The following is a 26,352-nucleotide window of genomic DNA, read 5'->3' as shown; positions in this document are numbered from 1 at the left end:
TGTTTTGATGAATATACTGATAATTTTGAGTTGCCACAGGCATAAAATTATTAATATATTTCGTGTTTGAGACGGTCTATCACAAAGCTTATAGCATTTAGACTAGTTATCTACCATTTTAATGTATTTCTGTAAATGATAAAATTTCCCGACAATTTTCTTTGGGGTACAGCCACCTCAAGCCATCAGATAGAGGGGGCGGCAACCCAGGGTGGCCGTGCCTGGAGCATCTGGGACGCCCATGCTCATACTCCGGGCAGGACCCATAACAATGAGAATGCTGATATCGCCTGCGATCACTACAACCGCTATAAAGAGGATGTTAAGCTGATGGGAGATCTGGGGTTAAAAGCTTACCGTTTTTCCATCTCCTGGAGCCGCATACAGCCAGATGGGCAAGGCAAACCTAATCCCGAAGGTATCCACTTCTATAACAACCTCATAGACGAACTCTTAAAATACGGGATAACGCCTTGGATAACGCTGTATCATTGGGACTTGCCACTGGCCCTGCACACTGAGAAAGACGGCTGGCTCAACCCGGATATCGCGGATTACTTTGAAGCTTATGCCGAGCTCTGTTTTTCGAATTTCGGAGACCGGGTAAAGCACTGGATCACCCTGAACGAGCCCTGGGTCGTCTCGATCCTCGGTTATGCTGAAGGCGTTTTTGCTCCTGGCAGAAAATCCAGGGAAGAGCCGTATATCGTAGCGCATAATCTGCTAAGGGCCCATGGGAAAGCCGTAGCAAATTACCGTACAAAATATCAGCCAAGCCAAAAAGGTGTTATTGGGATTACCAATAATTGCGATTGGCGGGAGCCTCTGACAGATGAAGCATCTGATGTTGAAGCGGCCCAAAGATCGCTTGAATTTTTCCTGGGCTGGTTCGCAGATCCGATCTATTTTGGAGATTACCCTGCAGTAATGCGGGAACGGGTTGGTGATCGCTTACCTGAATTCAGCGAAGAAGACAGAGAACTCATAAAAGGTTCCTCAGACTTTTTTGGGCTAAATCATTATACCGGGCTCTATGCCTCCGATGTCCCTCCTGGTGAGGAAGTGCAAAACGCCGTTTATGGCAACGGGGGTATTTTTGAAGATCAGTATGTACAGCTTACCGCTGGTCCGGAATGGAAGCTGACAACTATGAATTGGGCCATACTCCCCTGGGGCTGTAAAAAACTGCTGGAGTGGATCAGCGAGCGTTATGATAATCCTCCGATCTATATCACAGAAAACGGCTGTGCTCTGGACGACAAACCTGAAGATGGCAAAGTACATGACCCTGTTCGCAAAGACTATCTGCAGTCTTATCTGACTGCATGCCACCAGGCTATGGAGCAGGGCGTGGACCTCAAAGGCTATTTTGTCTGGTCTTTTATGGACAATTTTGAATGGGCCCTGGGCTATTCCAAGCGCTTTGGGATAACCTATGTAGACTATGAGACCCTGGAACGCATACCTAAGGAATCCGCGCTATGGTTTAAAGATGTTATATCCAACAATGGATTTGAGCCGGACAAATAGAGCCCAATATGGTGTTTAAAAAAGTTGATACGCATATTTATAAGCTCCTGTTTCTCAGTATTCTGATCGCTTCTGAAATGGGATGCCAACAGACTCAGGAAGCCAGAGTAGATAGAAAACCAAACATCGTGCTTATCATGGCTGATGATCAGGGCTGGGGAGACCTCAGCATTCAGGGCAACAGCAACCTGAGTACGCCGAATATCGATGCTCTGGCCAAAAATGGGGCGAGTTTTGAGAACTTTTACGTACAACCTGTATGCTCCCCGACCCGGGCTGAGCTGCTGACCGGTCGTTATTTTACCAGACTTGGCATATACGATACTTCTGCTGGCGGAGAACGCCTTAACCTTGGGGAAACCACCATTGCCGAGGTTTTCAGGAATTCCGGTTACGCGACCGCGGCTTACGGAAAGTGGCACAACGGCATGCAACCACCTTACCATCCCAATGCCAGGGGGTTTGACGATTTCTACGGTTTTGCCTCAGGGCACTGGGGCAACTATTTCGAACCCTTTCTGGAACACAACGGACACCCCGTAAAGGGCAAGGGTTTCCTTGTAGACGATCTTACAGAGAAGGGCATGTCCTTTATCGAACAAAACCGTGAAAATCCATTCTTTTTGTATTTACCCTATAATACCCCTCATAGTCCTATGCAGGTTCCGGATGAGTATTGGAAAAAGTTTGAGTCCAGAGAACTGGGCATGAGATACCGCGACAGCACCCGGGAAAATATCAATTTTACGAGAGCGGCCTTAGCTATGGTGGAGAATATCGATTATAATATCGGTAGACTAATGGAAAAGATCAGGCAGGCCGGGCTTGAGGAAAACACCATCGTGATATACCTTTCAGATAACGGTCCGAACGGATGGCGGTGGAACGGAGGCATGAGAGGGAAAAAGGGATCCACGGACGAAGGAGGGGTCCGCACACCATTTTTTATACAATGGAAGGATTCCATTTCAGCTGGAAAAAGCATAGCGGATATCGCAAGTGCTATTGATATTTTGCCCACTTTGGCCGATCTGGCCGGATTGGATATCAAAACAGCCGAACCCCCGGACGGCAAAAGCCTTGCACCTTTGATTTTTGAGGAAGATGTGAATTGGGATGAGCGTTATGTTTACAACCACTGGAATGGCAGAACGAGTATACGCTCCCAGGAATTTCGGTTGGATCATGAAGACCGGTTATACGATATGTCGCAGGATCCCGGCCAGACCCTGGATGTTTCCGATGATAATCCTGGGGTCTTTGAAAACCTGAAGTTGGTCAAGGCAAAATGGTTAGCCCAAACCGCACCTCCGTCCAGGGATAGCGAAAGCAGGCCCTTTACGCTGGGATATCCCGGTTTTGAACTAACACAACTTCCGGCCCGTGACGGGCAAGGCCATGGTAACATTCAACGGAGTAATAAATATCCCAATTGCTCCTTTTTTACCAACTGGAAAAGTGCTACAGATTTTATTAGTTGGGAGGTGGATGTACTGAGTGCCGGCGAATACGAAGTGACCCTCTATTACAGCTGCAAACCTGAAAATACAGGCGCTACCATTTCGCTTTCCATGGGTGAGAACCAAGTTAGCAAGAAGATCAAAGAAGCACACGATCCTCCTTTAAAAGGGATGGAGCACGACCGCGACCCCAGGATAGAATCCTATGTCAAAGATTTTAAACCCCTGGTGTTGGGCACGATTAACCTGGATAAAACAAGTGGAAGGCTTAGACTTGATGCTTCAGACATTCCAGGCGCAGAAGCCATCGACGTACGCCTATTGCTCTTCAAAAAATTGGATTAGTAGCTACTGGTATTCCAGTATCTCACTGTCTTCGTAACCTATGCGCTCCGCTTTGGCATAAAAAGGCTTATTTAACGGTAGCGCCTGATCATAGATCTTCCAAATGGTGTCGTTCTTTGGTCTCCACAGTATAGTAGCATCCGGTTTTGAACAGGACAGGGTTACGCTATCCCCTTGTTCCAGGAGTGTAACTTCGGACAGCCTGGGTTGTTTACCTCCTGGCAACCACCTTGAGATAAGCTCCTGTTCCTGGTATCTGCCCATATCATTGGTTTCACTAATCCAGTTATTCAGCACCTTCCTTAGATGCAATAAGGTGTCCTGATATTCTTCTACAGTCGCCAGGTTTTTGAATTCATAGGGATCGTTCTCAAGGTCGTATAATTCTTCTTCCGGCTTGGGAAGTCTGAACCACAGGGATTGCACTGAATCCAGATTCCCGGCAGTATTGAGAGCCATTAGCTCCTGCATCATTGGCATTTGTTCCCGGTACGATACCGGAAGGGCATTACTTATGTCTGTATTATAATTCCGGATGTATTTAAACCGCCTGGAGCGAACTGCACGAAGCCTGTCCCTCATTTCATCAAATCGGTCTGACGAATGAAAGGTATAGGCAACTTTTTCAGAAGATTCATATGGACCGAACTGCGCTTTTCCCTGCATGACCTTTGGAGGTTCAATTCCTGCCAATGACAGCACGGTTGGGGCCAGGTCTATAAAACTGATAAACCTGTCGTCCCTGGTCCTGTTCCCTGCATTATTCGCAAACTTGATCACCATAGGAACCTTTAATCCGGTTTCGTAAAGCGCTCTTTTGTGCCGGGGAAATGGTCCGCCGTGATCCGCGTAAAAAAAGATGATGCTCTTTTCGTAAAGGCCTTCACTTTTTAATTGCTGAAGTATCTCCCCCAATTGCTCGTCCATGCGTTTTAGGTTGCTATAGTTGACGGCCAGGTCGTGCCGGATTACCGGGGTATCCGGAAAATACGGCGGTACCGGAACCGCATCGGCGGAAACATACAATTCCTTTTCGCCATTCCTCCAGATCCCTGATTCATGGCAAACATTAAAGTTAAACACTGAGAAGAAAGGAGAATCATCCGTCCTGTTACGCCAATGCGCATTGTTCCCGCTTTCATCCCAGGCGGAGATCAGCTTTTTGAAATTGTAGTCTTCCTTGGCATTATTGGTACAGTAGTAACCTTTTTTCCGAAGGTATTGGGTGAACATCTTCACCCCATCCGGTACCTGTGGAGAGTAGTTAGGGACACCAATACTGGGTTCATTCATCTCGCGCCAGGGCGCGTAGGTCCTCATATTATGTGTCCCCAAAGTTGTGGGGTACATGCCCGTAATTATGGCGCTTCTCGCTGGGGCACATACCGGCACCGGGCTGTAGGCATTGGTAAAGACCACTCCATCCTCCGCAAGAGATTCCAAATTAGGTAAGGAGATGGTGCTGTCTCCATACATCGGAAAAAACTGAGGCGACTGATCTTCGGCAACAAGCCAGATGATGTTAGGTAGCTCTTCCGGCTCAGATCTCTCAGAATCCGCGCAAGAACATATCAGGAAGCATAACGTAAGGGCGGCAGCAAAGGCCTTCCTCAGGGGAATCATTCTTCCAGGCTTTCAAGATATTCCAGACTCTTAGGAACCTGCTGAACCACGCGGGAACATTCGTCCTCAATGAACATGTATTTTACATAGCCCAATTCTTTGGCTCGCTTTACCACTCCGGCAATATCCACCTGACCGGTACCCAGTACCACATTGGTTTCTACGTCTTCGTGTCCGGTATGGTTTCCTTTAACCCCATGCTGCATGTCCTTAAGATGAAGCAGCACAAATTTTTCCGGATACTTATTCAGCAATCCTACCGGATCTTCCCCACCGTGGTGCACCCAGTATACGTCCATTTCAAATGCGAAATCCTTGGCATTCTTGGCCATGTAGTCAAATAGGGTACCATCTTCGTAAGGCCTGAATTCATAGCCATGGGCGTGATATGTCAGCGTAATGCCTTCCTCTTTCATTAATTTGCCGGCCTTGTTAAATACTTCCGTAGCGTTTTTGGTATCCTCAATAGTGAAAGAATCTCCGTCGTGTGGGATCCAGGCGCACATTACAAATTTTGCATCGAATGCCTTGGCGTTGGCAATAACTTTAGCCGGGTCTTTGGCAAGGTCTTCAAAGGAAGCCCCTACACTTACCACATCCAGATTGTTCTTTTTGAGCATGGCCTGAAACTTCCCCATTGGCAGGCCATAAGTGCCCCCACCCTCACATTTTGTAATTCCCCAGGAATTGATCAATTCAAGAGTTCCCGGCACGTCTTTTTTGAACTGGTTTCGCAAGCTGTAAAACTGTAATCCTACTTCCTGGGCACAGAGATTCCCCAGGCTTATGGCCATGGCCAGTACTAGTGTTATCGATCTTGTTTTCATATTTTAATTGCTTAGGTTTTTTCAAATTCAGGAATCAATCCAATCCCTTTAAAAATTCCAGGCTCACGGGAACCTGTTCTACTACCCTGGAGGATTCATCCTCAATAAACAAATACTCAAGGCCCAAACGTTTCGCTTCAGCCACTACGGCAGCAATATCAATCTGTCCTGTACCCAGCACAACATTGGTCTCTACATCGGACTGTCCGGTGTTGTTTCCTTTAACACCTTTTCTACAGTCCTTTAAATGCATGAGTTTGAAACGATTCGGATAGCGTTTGAGCCATTCCACCGGATCTTCCCCGGCATGTGCGAACCAATACACATCCATTTCAAATTCAAAATGTTTTGCAGACCGTATCATATGGTCCATAAGTGAAGTATCGCCATGGGGCCGGAATTCATAACCGTGTGGGTGGTAGGTAAGAGTAATGCCGTTTTCCTTAAGCAGTTTTCCGGCCTTGTTAAATACTTCTATAGCCTTATTGGTATCCTCGGCTGTAAAGTTGGTCCCTTCATGGGGGATCCAAAAACAAACCAGATATATAGAACCATAAGCCTGGGCTCTTTTAAGAGCGGTTTCAGGTGTTTTTTCCAGTTCCTCAAAGGATGCGCTGGCACTTACGATTTCTAGGTTATACTTTGAGAGCAGTTTCAGGTACTCTTGCATGGTATACCCCTGAGTACCGTCATTCCCATCCTCTACCTTGGTGAACCCCCAGTCTTTGATCAACGCGAAAGTACCAGGAACATCTTTCTTAAACTCATTTCTCAGGCTATACAGCTGCAAGCCTATTTCCTGCGCGAAAAGCCCCGAGGCTGTTAATAAAAACAACAAACAGATGACCCTGCGCTTCATTTCAGTAAAGAAAATTTAAGTTAAAAGATTGCCATTCTCATCCCATTCGGCGATAACCCCTCTTTTACTCTGATCCACGCATTTTGCCAGCCATTCTTCTTCATAGGCCACCCCATGCTGATCCAGTACATCCTGGGGAACCCCATCCCACACATTGGGCATATTCCCTTTATAACCAAGGTCTTCTATTCCCATCTTTGAGGTATAATAACCGGTTAGGGTCAGGTTACGCATCAGGCTAAAGAATTGTATTTCCAGGGCCTGTTCGTCCATAGGCACCTCGGCATCGTAAAAGGCAATAGGATCCAGTATCTGTTTTTGCTTGGCTTCTTCGGTGAGTTTGAACTCCGTCCCGAAATCCGTATTGCTCTTGTGGTCCAGCCACATCAGACCACCCCTGAGCGTAGTCTGTAACTCTGGAATATCCTTCGCCATAAACTCAATAAACTCAGGAACACCTGCTTCCGTCGGTCCGCCATTCTCATTAGGAGGAAGGATTAAGTTACTGAGTACATCAATTGTTTCTAACTCGTGTTCGTTAAAGAATTGCTCCGCATTAAGCTTCTCTATCAGTTCCAGTTCTTCAGGGGTTCTTCCAAAATACTTCTCATCGGTGGATACTGTTTCTTCTTCAATTGCGGCTCCCTCCGGTTTGCAACCGTGAACCGCCAGTCCTCCGGCAACAGAACCCAGAATAATTGACTTTATACTTTTTCTTCTATCCATCTCCTAGATATTTTGTTGTTTTAATTGCTCTACAATATATTCTGAGGCCCGCATTGAGAGCGCCAATATGGTCCAGGTACAGTTTTTATCTGCCTGTGAAACAAAGGGTCCCGCATCAGTTACAAAGACATTGTCCGCATCGTGTAACTGCTGGAATTTGTTGGTAACAGAGGTCTTGGGATCGTCTCCCATACGGGTTGTTCCAACCTCGTGTATGATCTTTCCTGGTGCCAGTAATCCGTAATCCTGCTCTTTGGTAGGGGTATCTCCCAACACTTCTCCGCCCATATTGTGTATGAGTTCTTCAAAGGTTGCCTGCATATGTTTGGCCTGGTTCCGCTCAAAGTCAGACCATTTATAGTGGAAACGCAATACGGGTATTCCAAATTTATCGACAGTGGTCGGGTCAATTTCGCAGTAATTATCCTTTCTGGCCACTGCTTCTCCCCTTCCTCCGAATCCGATGACCGATCCGTAGTACTTCTTAACGTCGGCCCGCAATCCTTCTCCATAACCACCGGTAGGCAGTCCGAAGAATTTATTGAATTCATTCGGGTTGAATCCAAATCCGTAGTTGGGCATTCCTATTCCTCCCCAGACCTCGATATGATAACCGCGGGGGAAATCCAGGTTCTTATTATCAAGCCACCAGGGGGTATATACATGCATTCCGCCAACACCATCTTCGTTGTAAGAGAGTTTGCGGTTCATAAGACCCGGAATAAACCCGGCCCGACTAGCGCCTGTGGAATCATGGAGGTACTTCCCTACCAGATCACTGCTATTTCCAAGGCCATTCGGGTGCTGTTTACTCTTGGAATTCAGGAGGATACGTGCAGAGCTACATGCAGATGCTGCCAATATTACCACCTTTCCCCTGAGCTTGTATTCCTTTCTGTCTTCCCGGTTAATATAGGAAACCCCGGTCGCTTTACCTTCTTCGTTTGTGGTAACTTCCCGTACCATAGAATTCACATAAAGGTCTACCTGCCCCCTGCTTTTCTGCGCGGGGAAGATCAGGCAGGAACCGGATGAAAAGTCGGCATAAACCTGGCAAGACCTGCCGCATTGGCCACAATAAAAGCAAACCCCTCTTTCGTTGTTGATCTTTTTGGTCAACATAGACATCCTTGATGGGATCACCGGCATTTTAGATTTTCGCGCACCTTTTATGTAGAACAATTCGTGCAGCCTTGGTTTGGGTGGCGGCAGGAAAAATCCATCCGGGTCATTGGGTAAGCCTTCGTTGGTGCCAAAAACACCGATGAGCTTATCGAGCCTGTCGTAATAAGGTTTTACATCCTCGTATCCAATCGGCCAGTTATCTCCAAGGCCATCCACATCCTTATGCTTAAAATCCTTAGGGCCAAAACGAAGTGAAATCCTTCCCCAGTGATTGGTTCTTCCACCGAGCATCTGTGATCGATACCAATCGAATTTTGTTCCGTCCTTGTGGGTATAGGGTTGTCCTTCTATCTCCCATCCTCCATAGGCCATATCCCACTCGCCAAATACCCGGGTGGTACCCGCACCCCTTCTGGGTGACTCATAGGGCCATTTCAATTGTGTTTGTTGTTTGGGGTCCTTAGGATCAAAAAACGGGCCTGCTTCCACCACGGCCACATTAAGTCCGGCATCCGCCAGGACCTTGGTAGACATGCCCCCTCCCGCTCCGGAACCTACAATAATAGCATCGTAAACCGTTGCTGACTCTTTTATTTGCATAATATTCGCTTAGTTGGTAGTCAAATGAATTTTGTATATAGAGCTTTAAATTACATTTTTTCAGGGAATAATTTGGGACTAATCTTAGATTGAAAAAATATGTGGGTAAATGGATAAAATCTGCGAAGCTGGCCTTCTTACAACAGACAACTTCTTACAATACCCTCTTGATCCCCGAAAACTCCTGCTTGTATACGGAAGGTGTCCTTCCTTTGGCTTTCTTAAATACCCTGTTGAAATTAGCGATACTGTTGAAGCCACAGAGAAAAGCAATCTCCGAAATACTAAGATCGCGTTCTATTAACCACCTGGAGGCATAACCGATCCTGACATCGTTAAGGTATTCCACAAAAGTCTTTCCCGTTCTTTTTTTGATGAACCTGTTAAAGGAAACACTACTCATGTTCATCATTTCGGACACTTCTTTAAGTGTGATCTTATTCGCGTAATTCTCCTGAACATAGTCGTATAGTGTTTTGAGCTTGTCGTTGTTCTCAAAACTATTCAGATGGATGGTGGTGGTAGAAAGCAATCTTTGATTCCTTGAATTGGCCAGGTCGTAAAGAATGGAAAACAACTCGATGAAATAGTCTATCCCTCCGAGTTTAGAAACCCTCAATATCCTTGGAGCCAGGATTTCAGTTTCCTCCTTTGAAAATAGTATACCATGGGCAGATCTGATGAACATATCCTTTAGAGGCTTCATGATCCGTCGGTCCAGGAAAGCAGAACCGAAAAGATCATTGTGAAATTGCACAGTGATCTCATGTATGTTACGCCTGGTGCAAACGTGCTGTTCCCAACCGTGAAACAGATTTGAACCAACCAGAACCAGTTCCAGGTCACTGATTTCTTCGATGCTGTCACCAACTATTCGCCGGATCCCCTTACCATTGGAAATAAAGTTGAGTTCCAATTCGGGGTGAAAATGAACGGGGTAGTCAAAGAAATCCTTGACACGATCAAAGACCAGAAAACTGTCCTGACTGGACAAGGGTGTAATTTCTCTATGGATCCTTTTGAGAATATCCATTAGATCGACATCTTGGTATTTTTAGTTCTTGAAATGATAAAATAATATCATGGCAATGATAACAAATATTTTAGATTTGATCCTAATGATTTAGCAATAGCATCCCCACTATTCTCCGATTTAGATAATAAAATCATCAAAATTCTGAAGATATTTTGAGTTATTCCGTCATTCCGAATTTCTTATTCCGGTAAGAGTATGCTAAGCGGACTGGATATTGTAATAATACTGTTATACCTTCTGGCCACTGTCCTGATTGGGCTCATTCTTAGAAAAAGGGCTCAAAGGAGCAAGGATGACTACCTGTTGGGTGGCAAGTCTCTACCCTGGTATATGCTTGGCTTATCCAATGCCTCTGGAATGTTCGATATTTCCGGAACCATGTGGCTGGTAACCCTGACTTTTGTTTACGGGCTCAAAAGCATTTGGATACCCTGGCTATGGCCTGTTTTCAATCAAATATTTCTGATGGTTTACCTGTCCTCATGGTTGCGCAGATCAAACGTAACTACCGGGGCAGAATGGATACTCTTCCGTTTTGGGGAGGGCCGTGGTGGAAAATTATCGCACAGCATCGTTGTGGCTTTCGCAATAGTAAGTTGTCTCGGTTTCCTGGCTTACGGTTTTATAGGACTGGGGAAATTCGTGGAGATCTTCATCCCATGGGAGCTCATAAGCGCTTATGTTCCCTTTCATGTTCCACAGGAATTTGTTCCGCATTTTTACGGAACAATTTTTACACTTTTTGCAGTGTTCTACGCGGTGTTGGGTGGGATGTCTGGCATTGTATGGGCAGATCTGCTGCAGTTCACCATTATGACCATTTCCGCTGTTGCCATTGCTGTTATTGCATGGCAGGCGATAGGGACAAATGCCCTGGATGTTCCCGCTGGTTGGATGGATCCCTTTTTTGGATGGAAACTGGATATTGACTGGAGTGGAATTATCAATGAGGTAAACGCGAAAATAGCCTCCGACGGTTATACGTTGTTTGGCCTGTTTTTCATGTTGGTGGTTTTTAAAGGAATCCTGGCCAGTATTGCAGGACCGGCGCCTAATTACGATATGCAAAAGATCCTTTCCACCAAAACGCCAAAAGAAGCGGCAAAGATGAGTGGATTCGTTTCGCTTGCCTTAATGCCCACCAGATATTTAATGATAGGCGGTTTTGCCATTCTGGGTATTCTCTTTTACGATAAACTGGATCTGAACAGGAACGGTACGATCGACTTTGAGAACATTCTTCCTTCCGCGATTAGTGAATTCGTTCCCGTAGGACTGACCGGCCTGCTCCTGGCGGGATTGTTGGCGGCCTTTATGTCGACCTTTGCGGGCACTTTAAACGCGGCACAGGCTTATTTGGTAAATGACGTCTATTTGAGATACCGGAAAGACGCCTCGGCCAAACAGGTAAAACGGATGAATTATTCCAGTGGTATTCTGGTGGTAGTGATCAGCATAGTACTGGGATGTTTTATTGAGGACGTCAATTCCATCACCCAATGGATAGTCTCCGCCTTATGGGGAGGTTATGTGGTATCTAACCTTTTGAAATGGCACTGGTGGCGTTTTAACGGAGAAGGTTATTTCTGGGGGATGCTCTCCGGATTGATCCCCGCTATTCTTTTCCCTTTGGTCTTTAAGGAAACCCTGGAACTTTACCTCTTCCCTTTATTATTACTCATTACTACAGCCGGATGTATTCTGGGGACTTACGCGGGAAAGCCAACAGAGCTTTCAGTATTAAAAGAATTTTACCGGCGTACCAGACCCTGGGGATTCTGGGGGCCCGTAAAGGAAGCTGTGCTCAGGGAGGATACGGAATTCAAAAGCAATAAGGCATTCAAAAGAGATATGTTCAACATTTTCATCGGTACTACAGCTCAAACCCTTTTAGTCGCCCTACCTATATATCTCATATTAAGGGAGTATCTCTATACGGGTATTACACTGGCTTTGTTCGTGCTATGTGCCATCCTGTTAAAGAAGTACTGGTGGAATACGTTGGATGAACAACTTTAAAGGAACACAATGACAAAGACATCCGCATTGAAGAGAATTAAAAACTACGACAAGCTGTTCGAGAACTACGAACGTCTTGTCGGAAGAACCAATTCGCCTGTGCCAGAGTCCAATGGGATCATTACCCGTTATCAATATCCCATCATAACTGCGGATCATATCCCTGTTAACTGGAGATATGATCTGAACCAGAAAACCAACCCCTTTGGTTTGGAGCGAATTGGGGTGAATGCGGCATTTAACGCCGGGGCAATAAAATGGAAGGGAAAATACCTGCTTGCAGTGCGGGTAGAAGGAAGCGATAGAAAATCTTTCTTCGCTTTCGCTGAAAGTGAGAACGGCATAGACAATTTCAGGTTTTGGGAGAAACCTCTGGTATTACCACAAAACGACGAACCAGACATCAATGCATACGACCTGCGTCTGGTGGCCCATGAAGACGGTTATATATATGGTATCTTTTGTGCTGAGCGTAAGGATCCTTCGGCACAGCCATATGATACGGTTTCCGCCGTGGCGAAGGCCGGAATTATCAGAAGCAGGGATCTCAAACAATGGGAAAGGCTTCCAAACCTAATTTGCGGATCCGCCCAGCAGCGAAATGTAACCCTGCATCCGGAATTTATAAACGGTAAATACGCCTTGTATACCAGACCACAGGACGGCTTTATAGATACAGGTTCAGGAGGGGGTATCGGCCTGGGATACATAAGTGATATGAGCTATCCGGTATTGGAAGATGAACGCATTATCAATCCGAGAAGGTATCACACTATATATGAAATGAAGAATGGCCAGGGACCATCCCCCTTGAAAACTCCTGAAGGCTGGTTACATCTTGCGCATGGCGTTCGCAATACGGCTGCCGGTTTGCGTTATGTGCTGTATGCTTTTATGACCGATCTGGAGGAGATAGACAAGGTGATCTATCAACCGGGCGGTTATCTGATGGCTCCTAATGCGGAGGAGATCATTGGGGATGTAGGCAATGTATTGTTTTGCAACGGTTGGATAGCAGATGAAGACGGTAAGGTATATATCTATTATGCCTCCTCCGACTCGCGTATGCACATCGCGACCAGTAGTCTGGAGGTATTGGTCAATTACTGTAAGCATACGCCTGAAGACGGAATGAATACGACCTCCTCAGTAGAGAGCATAATGGCACTGATTGAAAAGAATAAAGGTCTTATGACCATGTAATATAACAGTAACTGTTCTTGTTTATTTTTTTGAAGACCCCTGTCCAGGGATACCGGGCAAAACTATCCCGGGCAGGTAATTAAGGATATGCAAATATCTTTAGTAGCGATGACAACTCCCTCTTATCCTTTTGGTTATGAGGGTGTTGTTTTTTTGGCGTATTTCCGTGACTTGCAGTTTATTAAGAATTTGGTAAAGGTCTTATAAGAATTAACTTATGAAAAAGCAAATGTTGATTTTATCACAAATGAAATAAGATTATTTATATTGGTAATAAATGACAAAATATTGTGTAGTATCTCTATATTATTCCCATAATTTTATTAATATTATCAAAAATTTATAGGTTTTATTAACATTTTCACGCAATCGTTTTCGTAAAAAATGTTCTCAAAACCGTGAAACTCAATTATTTAAAACTAACTAAACAACAAATGATTATGATTCAAAAAAATGATTCTCATTCGTTAAAACCTTATTCCCGACAGCGTAAAAGCTCGAGTTTTAAGGTTTTTTCTTTGCTTCTGTGCTTTGTTAGTTCGTTTGCTCTTGCGGGACCAATAGCGAATTACGAAAAACCTGAGATGGCAGCAATGTTTCAATCCACCATTACAGGAACAATTACAGATAATCAAGGAGTTCCGCTACCGGGTGCAAACGTTGTGGTCAAAGGTACTACAACAGGTGCGGCAGCAGACTTTGATGGGAACTACTCCATTACAGCCAGTCCTGGGGACGTATTGGTGTTCTCGTACACAGGTTACAATAATGCGGAGATTTCCGTTGGAGACCAAACTACTATCAATGTACAATTGGAAGAAGGTCTGGCTCTGGATGAAGTGATTGTAACAGGGTATACTACTGAGACCAAGAGAGAGACTACCGCTGCGGTTTCTATTGTTAAAGCAGAAGAATTGGCAGCAATTCCTTCCGGTAACGTAGAACAGCAGTTAGCAGGTAGGGTTGCGGGTGTAACCGTTGTAACAAACGGGCAGCCTGGTACTGCCAGCCAGATCCGTGTTCGTGGATTCGGAGCTTTTGGTGGTAACGAACCACTTTACGTAGTGGATGGTGTACCAGTACTTAATATCAACTTCCTGAGTCCGGATGATATTGAGACGACTACAGTACTTAAGGATGCAGCCGCGGCTTCCATTTATGGTGCACGTGCTGCGAACGGGGTAATCGTTTACACCACTAGACAAGGTAGAAGAGCCAAAAAGACAGACATTACTTTAAACATTCAAAGTGGTGTTACCGACCCTAATGTTAACGGTTCTCCTGAGATGCTGAACCCTCAGCAAATGGCCCAGTATACGCACATTGCTTACGAAAACAACGCGGTTGCTAACGGAACAGCTCCTCAGTATACTCACCCTCAGTACGGGTCCGATCCAACACCAAGATTCCCTGACTACCTGCACGCAGACGGTCAGAACGGGGTATTTGAAAGTGATATCAACCTGGCTCAGATCCAGGCTAACTTCGAGGCTGATCCTGAGAACGTTTTTCTTATCAGGCCAAACCTTGCGGGAACTAACTGGTATAAAGAAATCACCAGATTGGCCCCTGCAACAAGAATTAGTCTTGGTTTTGACGGAGGTACTGAAAACAGCCGCTTTTATGTAGGTCTTGGTTTACAGTCTCTGGATGGTATCCTTCTGGAGAATGAGCAGGACAGATATACAGTAAGGTTTAATTCTGAGTGGGACATTACTCCCTGGTTAAGTCTTGGGGAGAATCTTCAGGGGACCTATAACTCTGTAAGAGGACAAACTGGGGGCAATGGAGGTCAGGGTATCGCGGATGACGAATCCGAGGTGCTTTCTGCTTACAGAATGCCAACGATAATTCCTGTTTTTGATGAGTTTGGAAGCTACGCCAGTACCAGGGCTGCAGGATTTAACAACCCTCGTAACCCGGTTAGGAGGCTGGCTCAGGATCGTGGATCCGATCAAGCCTACTCTATAGAGGCATTCGGTAACTTCTATGCCTTGCTCAAGCCCATAGAAGGACTTGTGATCAGAAGTAGCATTGGAGGGCAGTACTACAACTTTAATCAGTTAGACTACAACTTTAGGTATCTGGGAGATTCTGAGCCACAGGCTAGTTTCAGCTTCTTTGAAGCATCTGAATACGGTTTCCAGTGGACCTTTACCAATACCATTACTTATGAGAAGCTTTTTGGCAAGCATAAGATCAAAGCTTTTGCAGGAATTGAAGCCATAGAAGGTGCCGCTTCTCCAAGAACAGCACCACAAGGAAGAAGGATACAGGGATCTGGTATCAACCCATTCTCTACCGATCTGGATTTCGTATCACTTGCTACTGTTCAAAGTCCTGTAGTACAGAGTTTTATCCGAAAAGGGGTTAACTTTAGCTCTATCTTCGGTAAACTGGACTACAACTTTGACGAGAAGTACTACCTGACAGGGGTAATTCGAAGGGACGGTTCCTCAGTATTTGGTGAGAACAACCGTTACGGTACCTTCCCCGCGGTCTCTGGTGCCTGGAGGGTAATTGCTGAGCCATTTATGCAAGACCAAAATATCTTCAGCGACCTTAAGATCCGTGGTGGATGGGGTGAAATGGGGAACTCAAACAACGTATCTCCGACGAACCAATTCTCACTTGCGGCGTCTAATTTGGGTAACACCTTCTATCCAATCGGTGGTCAGAACAGTGGAGCTGACGAAGGTTTCGCAACCAGCCGTATCGGAAACCCTGATGCGAGATGGGAAACCAGTACAACAACCAACATCGGATTTGATGCTTCTTTCTTTGACAATAAGATCGAGATAATCTTCGACTGGTGGCAAAAAGACACGGAGGATCTCTTGTTCGAAGTGCCATTGGCAGGTGTAACCGGAAACTTTGCAGCGGCTCCAGCAGTAAACGTTGGTGCCATGGAAAACAAAGGTGTTGATTTCCAGATCATCGGTCGTGGAAACTTTACGGAAGACTTTTCTTTTGAAGTAACCTTAAACAACTCTTTCCTTAAGAATGAGATCGTTGCCTTTGACGGTGAGCGTACCTTCGTGGAAGGTGGTGTATTCGGTGGAGGTTTCAGGGGAATTAACCCTACAAGAAACCAGTTAGGAAGACCTCTGTCCTCATTCTTTGGATACCAGGTGATCGGATACTTTAACAGCCAGGATGAGGTGGATAACTCTCCGGCTCAGGATGGAAAAGGTCTTGGACGTTTCCGCTATGCAGATGTGAATGGTGATGGGGCCATTACTCCTGACGACAGAACCTATCTTGGAGATCCGGTACCAGAGTACAGTGGTGGAGCAGTGATCAACCTTAAGTATAAGTCCTTAACTCTGGAGACATACTGGAACTGGGTAACCGGTGTAGAGATCTTCAACCAGGGGAAATGGTTCAGGGATTTCTTCGGAACATTCGAAGGTTCTGCTAAAGGTGTTGCAGCTCTGCGTTCCTGGACTCCGGAATTAGGAAACAATGCAGCAGCTCCAATTTGGGAGAGTGCTACAAACCTGAGTACCAGTGGTGCTTCTAACTCCTGGTATGTGGAGAATGGAGACTATGTCAGACTACAGAGAATTGCATTGCTTTACTCTTTTGACAACCTATTGGACGACCTAGGTCTGAGTAGACTTGAAGTGGGTATCTCAGCGAATAACATTTGGACAATCACCGATTACAGCGGACTTGATCCGGTTGTTGGTGGTGACGCTGATACAAGGTTTGGTGTGGATGTAGGTAACTACCCTGTAACACCATCTTACTTAATAAATGTTAACATCGGCTTATAATCCTTTTGTTATGAACTATTTAGATAACCATTTTTTAACTATATTTGATAAAAAAAAGTTATGAAAACAATCAAAAACATGAAGAAACTAGGAATTATTGCTCTTAGTGCGCTGGTTTTAGGCGTGTCTTGTAGTGACGAATTTTTAGAAGTACCACCTGCGAGCTCCCTTGGGGACGCTCAATTGCAAACCCTTGACGGAGTAGAAGGATTACTCATCGGAACCTATGCCGCACTTAACGGTGTTTTCGGTAACCGATTTGAAGGTCCGAACCACTGGATCACCGGTTCCATAATGGGCGGTGAGGCCAACAAGGGTACAGATGCGGGTGACTACGCTGCCATCAACCCAATCCAAAGGTATGAAGGCGATCCTACTTCAGGAGACCTTAACAATCTATGGAGAGGACGTTTTGAAGGCGTCAGTAGGGCTAACCGTGTACTTGCCACTTTAGAAGCGGCAGCAGATGTAATTACCGCAGCGGATGCTCAGCGGATTTCCGGAGAAGCAAGAATGCTAAGAGGTCACTTCTATTTTGACCTTAAGAAGCACTTTAACAGTATTCCTTATTTCGATGAAACTGTGCTTCCAACTGAAATCCCTCTAATTCCAAATACTCCTGATGTATGGGGACAGATCGAAGCTGACTTCCAGTATGCTTTCGACAATTTGCCGGAAGTAACTGATGCAGGACGTGTAAACAGATGGGCAGCCGGGGCGTATCTTGGAAAAGCTTATCTCTACCAAGGGAAGTGGGCTGAGGCCAAAGCAATGTTTGACGACGTGATCGCCAATGGAGTTACTTCCAATGGATTGGCTTATGCCTTGTTGGATGACTATGCTCAGATCTTCAATGCGGAAAATGACAACCATGCGGAAGCAATAATGGATGTTGAATCTGCTAACAACACTGGTAGCACGCAAAACGCCAACTACTTTGATGATTTGAACTACCCATACAATACCGGTCCTGATGGTCCTGGTAACTGCTGTGGATTCTTCCAGCCAAGTATTGAGCTTGGAAACTCTTTCCGTACAGATGCGATGGGTCTACCTCTATTAGACGGTTCTTATAACGATCCAGCTAATGAAGTAGCTAACAATTTTGTTCATGTAGTGGTAGATGGCCAGGATGAAGCTACCTTCGTAGAAGATCCCGGCAACCTTGATCCAAGAATCGATTGGTCAGTAGGTCGAATTGGTATCCAGTACCTGGATTGGATCGAGCACCCAGGTTCTGCGTGGATCAGAAGTTTCCCTTACGCAGGTCCTTATTCACCTAAGAAGTATATCTACTACAGGTCTCAGGAGAACACTTTTACTGATGGTAGTTCCTGGACACGTGGTTACGCTTTGATGAACTATACCATCATCCGTTTCGCAGACGTACTGCTTATGGCTGCTGAAGCTGAAGTTGAGTTAGGAAACCTTGCTGCGGCACTGGCCTTGGTAAATCAGGTACGTGCGAGAGCGGCAAACTCTACCTTCTGGGTACGAAACGCTGGAACTGGTGATCTTGAAGCCAACTACGTAATAGGAGAATATACTTCATTCCCAGATCAGGCTTTCGCCAGGGATGCAGTAAGATTTGAGCGTAAACTGGAGCTTTCAGGAGAAGGACACCGTTTCTTTGACCTGGTTCGCTGGGGAATTGCAGCTGAAACATTGAATGACTACCTTGCTTACGAAAGCCAGTACCTGGTAACTAAGTTTGGTGGGGCTTCCTTTACAGCTGGTAAAAATGAGTTCTATCCTATTCCACAAACTCAAATAGATATTCAGGGATCTGACGTACTGACTCAGAATCCTGGTTACTAATACAATGTATTTTTAGAAGAGCCCTGGCAGGTTGCCAGGGCTTTTTTATTTGTCAATCTCACGAGCTTCTTGCATTTTTGCAGGTAAGCAGATTTCAAACAACCTATGAGATTTCAAAACAAATTTTCTTATGTCTTGTTGTGTTTACTTTTTTTGGCTTCCTGCAGCCAAAAGGAGGAAACAAGGAAACTCTTCCAGAATATAAGCCCGGAAAATTCCGGGATTAGGTTCAACAACCAACTCACGGAAAACGACTCCATCAATATCATAGACAACGAGTTTGTATACAATGGAGCCGGGGTCGCCCTTGGCGACCTGAATAACGATGGTAAGGACGATATCTTTTTTGCCGGCAACCAGGTAGACAACGCGCTTTATCTCAATCAGGGAAAGCTCAAATTCAAAGATGTTACCTCCGGGTCAGGCGTCTCTAAGCCTGATTCCCTGCTTTGGTCCTCGGGAGTTTCCATACTGGACATCAATCTGGATGGAAAACAGGATATCTACATCTGTAATACCTTTTACAAAGACTCAACCCGAAGGCGAAATCTCCTCTACATTAACCAGGGTATTAACTCAGATAATATTCCGTCCTTTAAGGAAATGGCAGAAGACTACGGCGTGGCTGACACCAGTTACTCTTCTCATGCGCAATTCTTCGATTACGATAACGACGGGGATCTGGATCTATTTATAGGAGTAAACCGTATTGAAGGTATAGATCCCAGCGATTTCAGACCGCTGGTAGACGACGGTTCTTCTATGAGTAAAGACCGTCTCTACGAAAATATCTCTACAGACAGCCTCCCCCACCCTGTTTTTAAGGATGTCTCGGAGAAAGCAGGTATTCGTTTTCACGGCTACAGTCACAGTACACTCATACACGATTTCAACTCGGATGGCTGGCCTGATATTTATGTAGCGAACGACTTTTTTAGTAATGATCTCATTTATATCAACAACCATGACGGCACATTTACCAACAAGGCCGGTGAGATCTTTAAGCATTTTAGCCTGTCCTCTATGGGAAGTGATATCGGTGATATCAATAACGATGGTAACATGGATATCTTCACTACGGAAATGCAGCCTTATTACAACAAGCGAAAGAAGTTGTTCCAGGGTCCCAGTAGTTATCAAAAAGAGATCTTTACCAGAACCTATGATTACGAATATCAGTACGCCAGGAATACCCTCCAACTAAACCTGGGAACAAGCCCTAGCTCGGGCTTACCCATTTTTGCGGAAACCGGGATGTTTGCCGGGGTACAGGAAACTGATTGGAGCTGGGCACCGCTCTTCGCCGACTACGACAATGATGGCTGGAAGGACCTGTTGATCACCAATGGATTCCCCAAAGACGTTACCGACCGTGATTTTGGTGATTTCAGGAACACAGCCAGCAGGTTGATCAGTAAGGAAAAATTAATAGCTGAGATCCCTGAGATCAAAGTTCCCAACTTTGTCTTTAAGAATAAGGGCGATCTTACCTTCGAAGACGTCACCGACCAATGGGGTTTGAATTTCGGCACTTACTCCAACGGCGCGGCCTATGGAGACCTGGATCAGGATGGAGACCTGGACCTGGTTATCAATAATATAAACGATCCGGCAATACTGTTGGAAAACAAGGCGGATCAGTTACTTCCCGAAGAAAACTATCTTAGAGTTTCACTATCCGGTACAAAGAGCAATCCGGCCGCCCTTGGCGCAGTAGTAGAGGTATTTGGCGGTGGATTTCAACAGAAACAATCCCTGCTCTCCGGAAGAGGTTATCTCTCCAAACCAGAAAATGTTTTACACTTCGGGCTGGGTAAACAAAAAGAGGTGGATTCCATACGGATCACCTGGCCAGGTGGAAAGCTACAGAGCTTCGGAAAGGCATCGGCCAATCAGCAATTGGATTTAGTCGCCTCGGAAGCAGAGTTTGCTTCAAATACGGGTGATACAAGCTCAGCCAGCATGCTTTCTGAAGTATCTTCAAAATACCAGCTTATTCACCAGGATAGGGATATTGATTTTATCGACTTTAATTTTCAACGGACTTTACCCCATAAATTCTCGCAGTACGGTCCCTCATTGGCCGTTGGGGATATAAACAATGATGGCCTGGACGACCTATTTGTTAGTGCCAGCCGAACATTCAAGCAAAAGTGGTTCATTCAGCAGGCAGATGGTACCTTCCGTCAGCGTGAAGTGGTATACAAAGAAAACGAAAAACTTGAGGAAGAAGATGCCGGAACCCTCCTGTTCGACGCGGATTCTGATGGAGATCTTGATCTTTATATCGCACGAGGTTGTGCACAGTATCCGGCCGGACATCCGTACTACAGGGACATCCTGTTGATCAATGACGGCTCTGGTAATTTTACAGACAGTTCCTCTGCTCTTCCCGGATTTAAAAGTAATTCTTCTACGGTTAAGGCAGCGGATTTTGATCAGGACGGAGACCTGGACCTCTTTGTAGGCAGCCGGGTGCTTCCATTTTCTTATCCCCAGGCAGACCGGTCTTATATTCTTAGAAATGAGAGTTCAGCAGGCCAGCTACGCTTTGTAGATGCAACTGAGGAGGTTTGTGAGGCCCTGGCATTTCCCGGTCTTATCAGTGATGCCCTTTGGACAGATTTCAACGGGGATTCCAAGGTAGATCTTATTCTGGCCGGAGAATGGATGCCATTGCGATTTTTTGAAAATACTGGCGGTACTTTGGCTGAAGTTACCCAAAACACCGGCATACAAGATCATACAGGTTGGTGGAATAGTTTGTCACCAGCGGATCTCGACAACGACGGTGATATCGATTACGTAGCCGGAAATTTTGGCCGTAACAGCTATTTCAAGGGAAGCAAAGAGCAACCGGTGCGCGTTTATGCCAAAGACCTGGATGACAATGGGATGATTGATCCTTTGATCTCCTATTATTTAAGGGACAGCCTGGGAACTAAAAAGGAATATTTGTATCATCCCTGGCAGGATGTTGTAAAACAGTACGTGGGAATTCGTAAAAGGTTTAATTCCTTTGGTTCCTTTGGGGAATCTACCCTTCCGGAAATGTTTTCAGACGGATTGCTAAGCGATGCCATGGTGCTCTCTTACAACTATATGCAGTCTGCCTGGGTAGAGAACCTTGGAAATGGAAAATTTGAACTGCATGCGCTACCTATTGGGGCCCAACTGGCTCCGGTATATGGGATACAGACTACAGATCTCAATGAAGATGGTTTCCTCGATATCCTTCTTATTGGCAATGATTATGGGTTGGAAGTACAGCAGGGACGGGCTGATGCCTTTGTTGGCCTGGTACTGCAGAATACGGGTTCAGGTGACTTTACACCACTTTCTCTTGAAGAGAGTCATTTCTTTGTTCCCGGAGATGCCAAAAGCCTGGTAAGGCTTGCGGTAAAGGGCGATAGGCTATTGTGGGTTGCTTCGCAAAACAACGATGCCCTAAGAGTATTCGAGAAATCCCGTGAGGGATCTAAATCCTTTTTACCACTACAAGATAATGAGGTTAGTTGTATTCTTCATTTGGATGAAAATCTAAGGAGGAAGCATGAATTCTATAGGGGAGACAGCTTTCAATCCCAGTCCAGCCGGGTGATTGAACTAAACGATAAAATTAGAAAACTGGAATTCTTTGATTCCGAGGGACGAAAAACCAGGGAGCTTAGCTTTTAACCTGGTAAACAATCAGAGATTACATTGGGATCTTTGGCGCCGCTTTAGAATTTCTAATCTGATTTAGCGCGTCTTCCGCAGACCTTACTGGAAGTTTACAGCTATTATTCCTGCAGACGTAAATGTAAGTGTCTCCCGGAACGAAACGATTTTCAAACAGGGCCAGCTCACTTTTGGTATCACTCCCGACAATCAAAGCATTGGCTAATCCGTTGTTTTGCAATTCCTTAAGCTTCTCCTCTGCCTGTGGTCCTACAATCGCAATTTCGTAATAGGGAAAGGCATTGTTCACCAATAAATTGCCCCATCTTCCGTAATTGTCAACGCTTTGGGTTACTCTAGGAAGCAGGGTGTTCAGCATGGCTTCAGACTGCTTGATCAGCTCCGTATCGTAATTTATATGACCCAACTGCAAGAAGACCTCAGCCAATACCGCATTGGGCGAGGGAATCGGGCCGTCGTCTGTCTTGATGATCCTTGAGATAAGGTCCTCCCCTGTTTCGTTATATCGGAATAAAGCGGAATTCTCCTCTTTGAATCTGCTGTTCGCTGCCTGGGCAAAATCCCTGGCATAATTCAGGTAATCCGTATTCATGGTAGCCTGATATAGTTTTAATGAAGCTTTGGCCAGGAAAGTGTAGTCCTCAAGAAATCCGGGAGATTTTTTGCTGCCTTTTTTAAAGGAATGCAGTACGTCTCCATCCTGGTAACAGTTCTCAATGAGAAAACCAAAGATGCGCTCAGCCCTTTCCAGGAACTCCGGCTTACCCAGGTACAGATAGGCATCTGCAAATCCTTCGATCAAAAGGGCATTCCAGGAGGTGATGATCTTATCGTCTACACCTGGCCTTACCCGCCTATCCCGCAACTCCAAAAGACTGGTTTTCCACGACCGCTTCATAAGCTCAAGATCCGCGGATGAAAAACTGTGCTGGGCAATGAAATCCTCATCCCGAAGGGTTCTGTGCAATACGAATTTGTCAGCCTCCCATGCGCTTTCCTCACTTATATTATAATATTCGCTGAATAATGCGTAGTCTTCCCCAAGGGCCGATCTCAGTTCTGCTTCCTTCCAGATGTAAAACTTTCCTTCTTCCCCTTCGCTATCAGCATCCAGTGCCGCAAAATATCCCCCGGATCCATTGTACATTTCCCTATCCAGAAAAACAACGGTCTCATCAACTACCGAGGCATACATTGGATCTCTGAAAGTGGCGAAGGCTTTGGAATACAGGCTAAGTAACTGGGCGTTATCATAGAGCATTTTTTCAAAATGCGGTACTTTCCAGTAGGGATCGGTACTATAGCGGTAAAAGCCACCTCCTAACTGATCGTATACTCCTCCCAGGGCCATTTTGTCCAGTGTGGTTTTGATGTGAGCGTTTGCTGATTGATTTCCGGATAGCTGCGCATAGTCTAACAGGAATAGCAGGTTTCCGGGCATCATAAATTTCTGGGCCTCCTGATTCCCTCCCCATGCTTCATCCCATTTCAGCTGCCATAAACCTACGGCCTGTTCTAATTGAGCTGTCGTAAAATTCGCCTCAACCGTAGGTGGCTCTATGATGTTTACCGCTTTCACACCACTGGCCACCTTATCGGCGTATTCATGAGCTGTAGCAGGGTCTTCTTTATAAAGGGAGCTTATATTGGTAAGTACCTTGGTCCACTGTTCCTTGCTGTGATAGGTTCCGCCGTATAAAGGTTTTCCATTGGGTAGCAGAATGACGTTTAACGGCCACCCGCCTTCGCCTGTCATCAATTGAACAGCCGTCATATAGACCTGATCCACATCCGGTCTTTCCTCACGATCTACCTTGATATTGATGAAGTTAGTATTCATCACTTCGGCCACCTCTTCATCCACAAAGGTCTCTTCTTCCATTACATGGCACCAGTGACAGGAGGAATATCCGATACTTACAAGCACCAGTTTGTCTTCTTCTTTGGCCTCTTTCAGGGCCTCCTGGCTCCAGGGCTTCCAATCTACCGGGTTATGCGCGTGTTGCAGAAGATAAGGGCTGGTTTCTTCAATCAGAGCATTAGTATACGGGTGTTTCTCTTCACTGCTTTGCCCTTGCTTGCAGGAAATGAACAGGCTGAGTTGTACAAAAACACTGAGGAAAACCGGTATGACATAGCTGTTACGCCTTAGCCTCATCTGAAATCTATTTGGTTCTGGCTAAAGTACGATATTATTATCTGCCGGATAAGCTAATGCTCGTTCTTATGTTTGTAATCTCCGAAGCGGTATTTTACCGTGCGTTTTAAGGGAATATTCATCCCATTCGTTCTTTCCAGCCAATCGTAAATAGCCGAAGACATGGACTTGGCGATTTCCTGTTTGTCCGGATCCGCAATCAGATTGTACATCTCATCAGGATCGTTACGGAGGTCGTACAGTTCATTCCGGTCCCAGATACCCTGATATTTAATATACTTATACTGATCCGTTCGCATCCCGAATACTGTAGGGGTCATAGGAAAATCGTACTCCCAATAATACTCGTAGAAAACTTCTTTTCTCGCCGGAGCCTGGCCGTCTCCCGTAAGTATGGGAATGAAACTAACCCCGGGCATGTTTTCCGGTTGTTTTACCCCGGCTTCTGCAAGTACGGTAGGCCCGATATCAATATTTTGAACCATTTGTTGAGGCGTTTTTCCGCCTTCAAAGAGCTCCGGGCATCTGACCAATAGGGGTACCTTGACGGATTCTTCATAGAAATGCCGCTTATCTATAAGTCCGTGCTCCCCCCAGCTAAAGCCATTATCTCCCATATAGATCACCAGGGTTGATTCGTCCAGACCCTCTTTTTTAAGGTATTCCATTACGGTTCCAATACTATCGTCCACTCCTAAAAGGGTTTCGCAATAGTCTACGACTAATTCATGCAGATCCCGGTTGCTGTGATACATATAGTCTACCCCATGCCAACTAATACGCTGGTCTGCAACCCATTGCGGCCATTTTAGATCTTTATAGGCTCCTGTTTTAGTCTGATCGTAAGTGGCAGGAAGGCTTATCTTTTTTCCTTTATACATTCCTTTATGCCGTCTGGCCGGCTTAAATCCGGCGTGTACCGCCTTGTGCGAGAGATATAGGAAGAAGGGTTTGGACTTGTCCCGTTTATCCAACCAGTCTACCGCATGTTCTGTCAGCAAATCCGTGATATAAGTAGAATCCTTGTAGGCTACCCTTTCGCCATTGATATTCAATGTGGGATTGTAATAAACCCCCTGACCTGGAAAACTCTCCCAGTGGGTAAACCCGGGTTGGGGTTCATCTCCGTGGTCTCCCATGTGCCATTTTCCGAAAAAGCCGGTCTGATAACCCGCTTTTTGCAGGTATTGTGGAAAATAGGTCAGGTTTCCAGGATCCGGCGCCTGATTATCTACTATGGTATGCATATGAGAGAATTGCCCTGTGAGTATAGAAGCCCTACTTGGGGAACAGAGGGAGGTGGTCACAAAGGCATTAGGCAGGTAAGCTCCTTCTCTGGCCAGTTTGTCCATATTCGGAGTTTTTAACCAAGGGACTTTCCCCGTAAACCCCATATAGTCATATCTGTGATCATCGGTAAGGATGAAGACGACATTTCGCTGTTTCTTTTTAAGTGGTTTTTCCAAACCCGGATCCGGCGAATTTCCATAAGCTCGGACCGAGTGGTTTCCAAGGATTAGAACGCCGGCCAGGGCGGCAAACAGGGTACCCAATTTTTTCATA

General features: G+C 45.6%; 15 protein-coding genes. 7 read left to right on the top strand and 8 right to left on the bottom strand.

Features of this window, described 5'->3' with window-relative positions:
• Positions 1-135: 135 nt before the first annotated feature.
• On the top strand, positions 136-1,530 hold the full coding sequence (locus GTQ38_RS09975; RefSeq protein WP_161435365.1) for a GH1 family beta-glucosidase: 1,395 nt from the start codon (positions 136-138) through the stop codon (positions 1,528-1,530).
• 8 nt (positions 1,531-1,538) lie between these two features.
• Positions 1,539-3,335 carry an arylsulfatase gene (locus GTQ38_RS09970; protein ID WP_161435364.1) on the top strand — a complete coding sequence of 599 codons (1,797 nt, stop codon included), beginning with the start codon at positions 1,539-1,541 and terminating at the stop codon, positions 3,333-3,335.
• A 3-nt stretch (positions 3,336-3,338) separates the two neighbouring features.
• On the opposite strand, the gene GTQ38_RS09965 is transcribed toward GTQ38_RS09970, so the two are convergent.
• The 6 genes from GTQ38_RS09965 to GTQ38_RS09940 form a co-directional block, all read right to left on the bottom strand.
• A complete protein-coding gene (locus tag GTQ38_RS09965; RefSeq protein ID WP_161435363.1) occupies positions 3,339-4,958 on the bottom strand; it encodes a sulfatase family protein in 1,620 nt (539 codons plus the stop codon).
• Entirely contained in the window at positions 4,955-5,785 is an 831-nt protein-coding gene (locus GTQ38_RS09960) for a sugar phosphate isomerase/epimerase family protein (protein ID WP_161435362.1), read from the bottom strand. The genes GTQ38_RS09965 and GTQ38_RS09960 overlap by 4 nt, the downstream gene beginning before the upstream one ends.
• 34 nt (positions 5,786-5,819) lie before the next feature.
• Positions 5,820-6,644 (bottom strand): sugar phosphate isomerase/epimerase family protein, encoded by an 825-nt coding sequence (locus GTQ38_RS09955; protein ID WP_161435361.1) that lies wholly within the window; start codon positions 6,642-6,644, stop codon positions 5,820-5,822.
• 15 nt (positions 6,645-6,659) lie between these two features.
• Positions 6,660-7,370: a gluconate 2-dehydrogenase subunit 3 family protein gene (locus tag GTQ38_RS09950; protein ID WP_161435360.1), complete on the bottom strand. Its 711-nt coding sequence runs from the start codon at positions 7,368-7,370 to the stop codon at positions 6,660-6,662.
• A 3-nt stretch (positions 7,371-7,373) separates the two neighbouring features.
• Positions 7,374-9,095, bottom strand: a complete 1,722-nt coding sequence (locus tag GTQ38_RS09945; RefSeq protein WP_161435359.1) for a GMC family oxidoreductase — start codon at positions 9,093-9,095, stop codon at positions 7,374-7,376.
• A 154-nt stretch (positions 9,096-9,249) separates the two neighbouring features.
• Complete coding sequence (locus GTQ38_RS09940) at positions 9,250-10,128, bottom strand: helix-turn-helix domain-containing protein (protein ID WP_161435358.1); 879 nt, start codon at positions 10,126-10,128, stop codon at positions 9,250-9,252.
• Between the two features lie 198 nt (positions 10,129-10,326).
• On the opposite strand from GTQ38_RS09940, the gene GTQ38_RS09935 reads away from it, so the two are divergent.
• From GTQ38_RS09935 to GTQ38_RS09915, 5 genes are all read left to right on the top strand, one after another.
• Positions 10,327-12,150, top strand: a complete 1,824-nt coding sequence (locus GTQ38_RS09935; protein ID WP_161435357.1) for a sodium:solute symporter family protein — start codon at positions 10,327-10,329, stop codon at positions 12,148-12,150.
• Positions 12,151-12,177: 27 nt separating this feature from the next.
• Entirely contained in the window at positions 12,178-13,353 is a 1,176-nt protein-coding gene (locus GTQ38_RS09930; protein ID WP_238857893.1) for a glycoside hydrolase family 130 protein, read from the top strand.
• 584 nt (positions 13,354-13,937) lie between these two features.
• Complete coding sequence (locus GTQ38_RS09925; protein ID WP_238857892.1) at positions 13,938-17,132, top strand: SusC/RagA family TonB-linked outer membrane protein; 3,195 nt, start codon at positions 13,938-13,940, stop codon at positions 17,130-17,132.
• A gap of 60 nt (positions 17,133-17,192) precedes the next feature.
• The gene (locus GTQ38_RS09920) at positions 17,193-18,950 is read left to right on the top strand and encodes a RagB/SusD family nutrient uptake outer membrane protein (RefSeq protein WP_238857891.1); all 1,758 of its coding nucleotides are present in this window, start codon (positions 17,193-17,195) and stop codon (positions 18,948-18,950) included.
• 105 nt (positions 18,951-19,055) lie between these two features.
• On the top strand, positions 19,056-22,628 hold the full coding sequence (locus GTQ38_RS09915; protein WP_161435354.1) for a VCBS repeat-containing protein: 3,573 nt from the start codon (positions 19,056-19,058) through the stop codon (positions 22,626-22,628).
• Between the two features lie 19 nt (positions 22,629-22,647).
• Here GTQ38_RS09915 and GTQ38_RS09910 read toward each other — a convergent pair whose 3' ends face one another.
• Both GTQ38_RS09910 and GTQ38_RS09905 read right to left on the bottom strand, forming a co-directional pair.
• Positions 22,648-24,789, bottom strand: a complete 2,142-nt coding sequence (locus tag GTQ38_RS09910; RefSeq protein ID WP_161435353.1) for a thioredoxin domain-containing protein — start codon at positions 24,787-24,789, stop codon at positions 22,648-22,650.
• 53 nt (positions 24,790-24,842) lie between these two features.
• A complete protein-coding gene (locus tag GTQ38_RS09905) occupies positions 24,843-26,351 on the bottom strand; it encodes a sulfatase family protein (protein ID WP_238857890.1) in 1,509 nt (502 codons plus the stop codon).
• Between the last annotated feature and the right edge of the window lies 1 nt (position 26,352).

It is taken from the genome of Poritiphilus flavus (assembly GCF_009901585.1).
In the GTDB taxonomy this organism is placed as follows: domain Bacteria; phylum Bacteroidota; class Bacteroidia; order Flavobacteriales; family Flavobacteriaceae; genus Poritiphilus; species Poritiphilus flavus.
This window is presented reverse-complemented; position numbering and strand designations above follow the sequence as displayed.

What these genes read in the sequence shown, in the direction of transcription:
- GTQ38_RS09955 (WP_161435361.1), bottom strand. Translation starts at nt 6,644, where the DNA reads ATGAAGCGCAGGGTCATCTGTTTGTTGTTTTTATTAACAGCCTCGGGG.
- GTQ38_RS09960 (WP_161435362.1), bottom strand. Translation starts at nt 5,785, where the DNA reads ATGAAAACAAGATCGATAACACTAGTACTGGCCATGGCCATAAGCCTG.
- GTQ38_RS09925 (WP_238857892.1), top strand. Translation starts at nt 13,938, where the DNA reads ATGGCAGCAATGTTTCAATCCACCATTACAGGAACAATTACAGATAAT.
- GTQ38_RS09945 (WP_161435359.1), bottom strand. Translation starts at nt 9,095, where the DNA reads ATGCAAATAAAAGAGTCAGCAACGGTTTACGATGCTATTATTGTAGGT.
- GTQ38_RS09940 (WP_161435358.1), bottom strand. Translation starts at nt 10,128, where the DNA reads ATGGATATTCTCAAAAGGATCCATAGAGAAATTACACCCTTGTCCAGT.
- GTQ38_RS09965 (WP_161435363.1), bottom strand. Translation starts at nt 4,958, where the DNA reads ATGATTCCCCTGAGGAAGGCCTTTGCTGCCGCCCTTACGTTATGCTTC.
- GTQ38_RS09915 (WP_161435354.1), top strand. Translation starts at nt 19,056, where the DNA reads ATGAGATTTCAAAACAAATTTTCTTATGTCTTGTTGTGTTTACTTTTT.
- GTQ38_RS09910 (WP_161435353.1), bottom strand. Translation starts at nt 24,789, where the DNA reads ATGAGGCTAAGGCGTAACAGCTATGTCATACCGGTTTTCCTCAGTGTT.
- GTQ38_RS09935 (WP_161435357.1), top strand. Translation starts at nt 10,327, where the DNA reads ATGCTAAGCGGACTGGATATTGTAATAATACTGTTATACCTTCTGGCC.
- GTQ38_RS09970 (WP_161435364.1), top strand. Translation starts at nt 1,539, where the DNA reads ATGGTGTTTAAAAAAGTTGATACGCATATTTATAAGCTCCTGTTTCTC.
- GTQ38_RS09920 (WP_238857891.1), top strand. Translation starts at nt 17,193, where the DNA reads ATGAAAACAATCAAAAACATGAAGAAACTAGGAATTATTGCTCTTAGT.
- GTQ38_RS09975 (WP_161435365.1), top strand. Translation starts at nt 136, where the DNA reads ATGATAAAATTTCCCGACAATTTTCTTTGGGGTACAGCCACCTCAAGC.
- GTQ38_RS09950 (WP_161435360.1), bottom strand. Translation starts at nt 7,370, where the DNA reads ATGGATAGAAGAAAAAGTATAAAGTCAATTATTCTGGGTTCTGTTGCC.
- GTQ38_RS09905 (WP_238857890.1), bottom strand. Translation starts at nt 26,351, where the DNA reads ATGAAAAAATTGGGTACCCTGTTTGCCGCCCTGGCCGGCGTTCTAATC.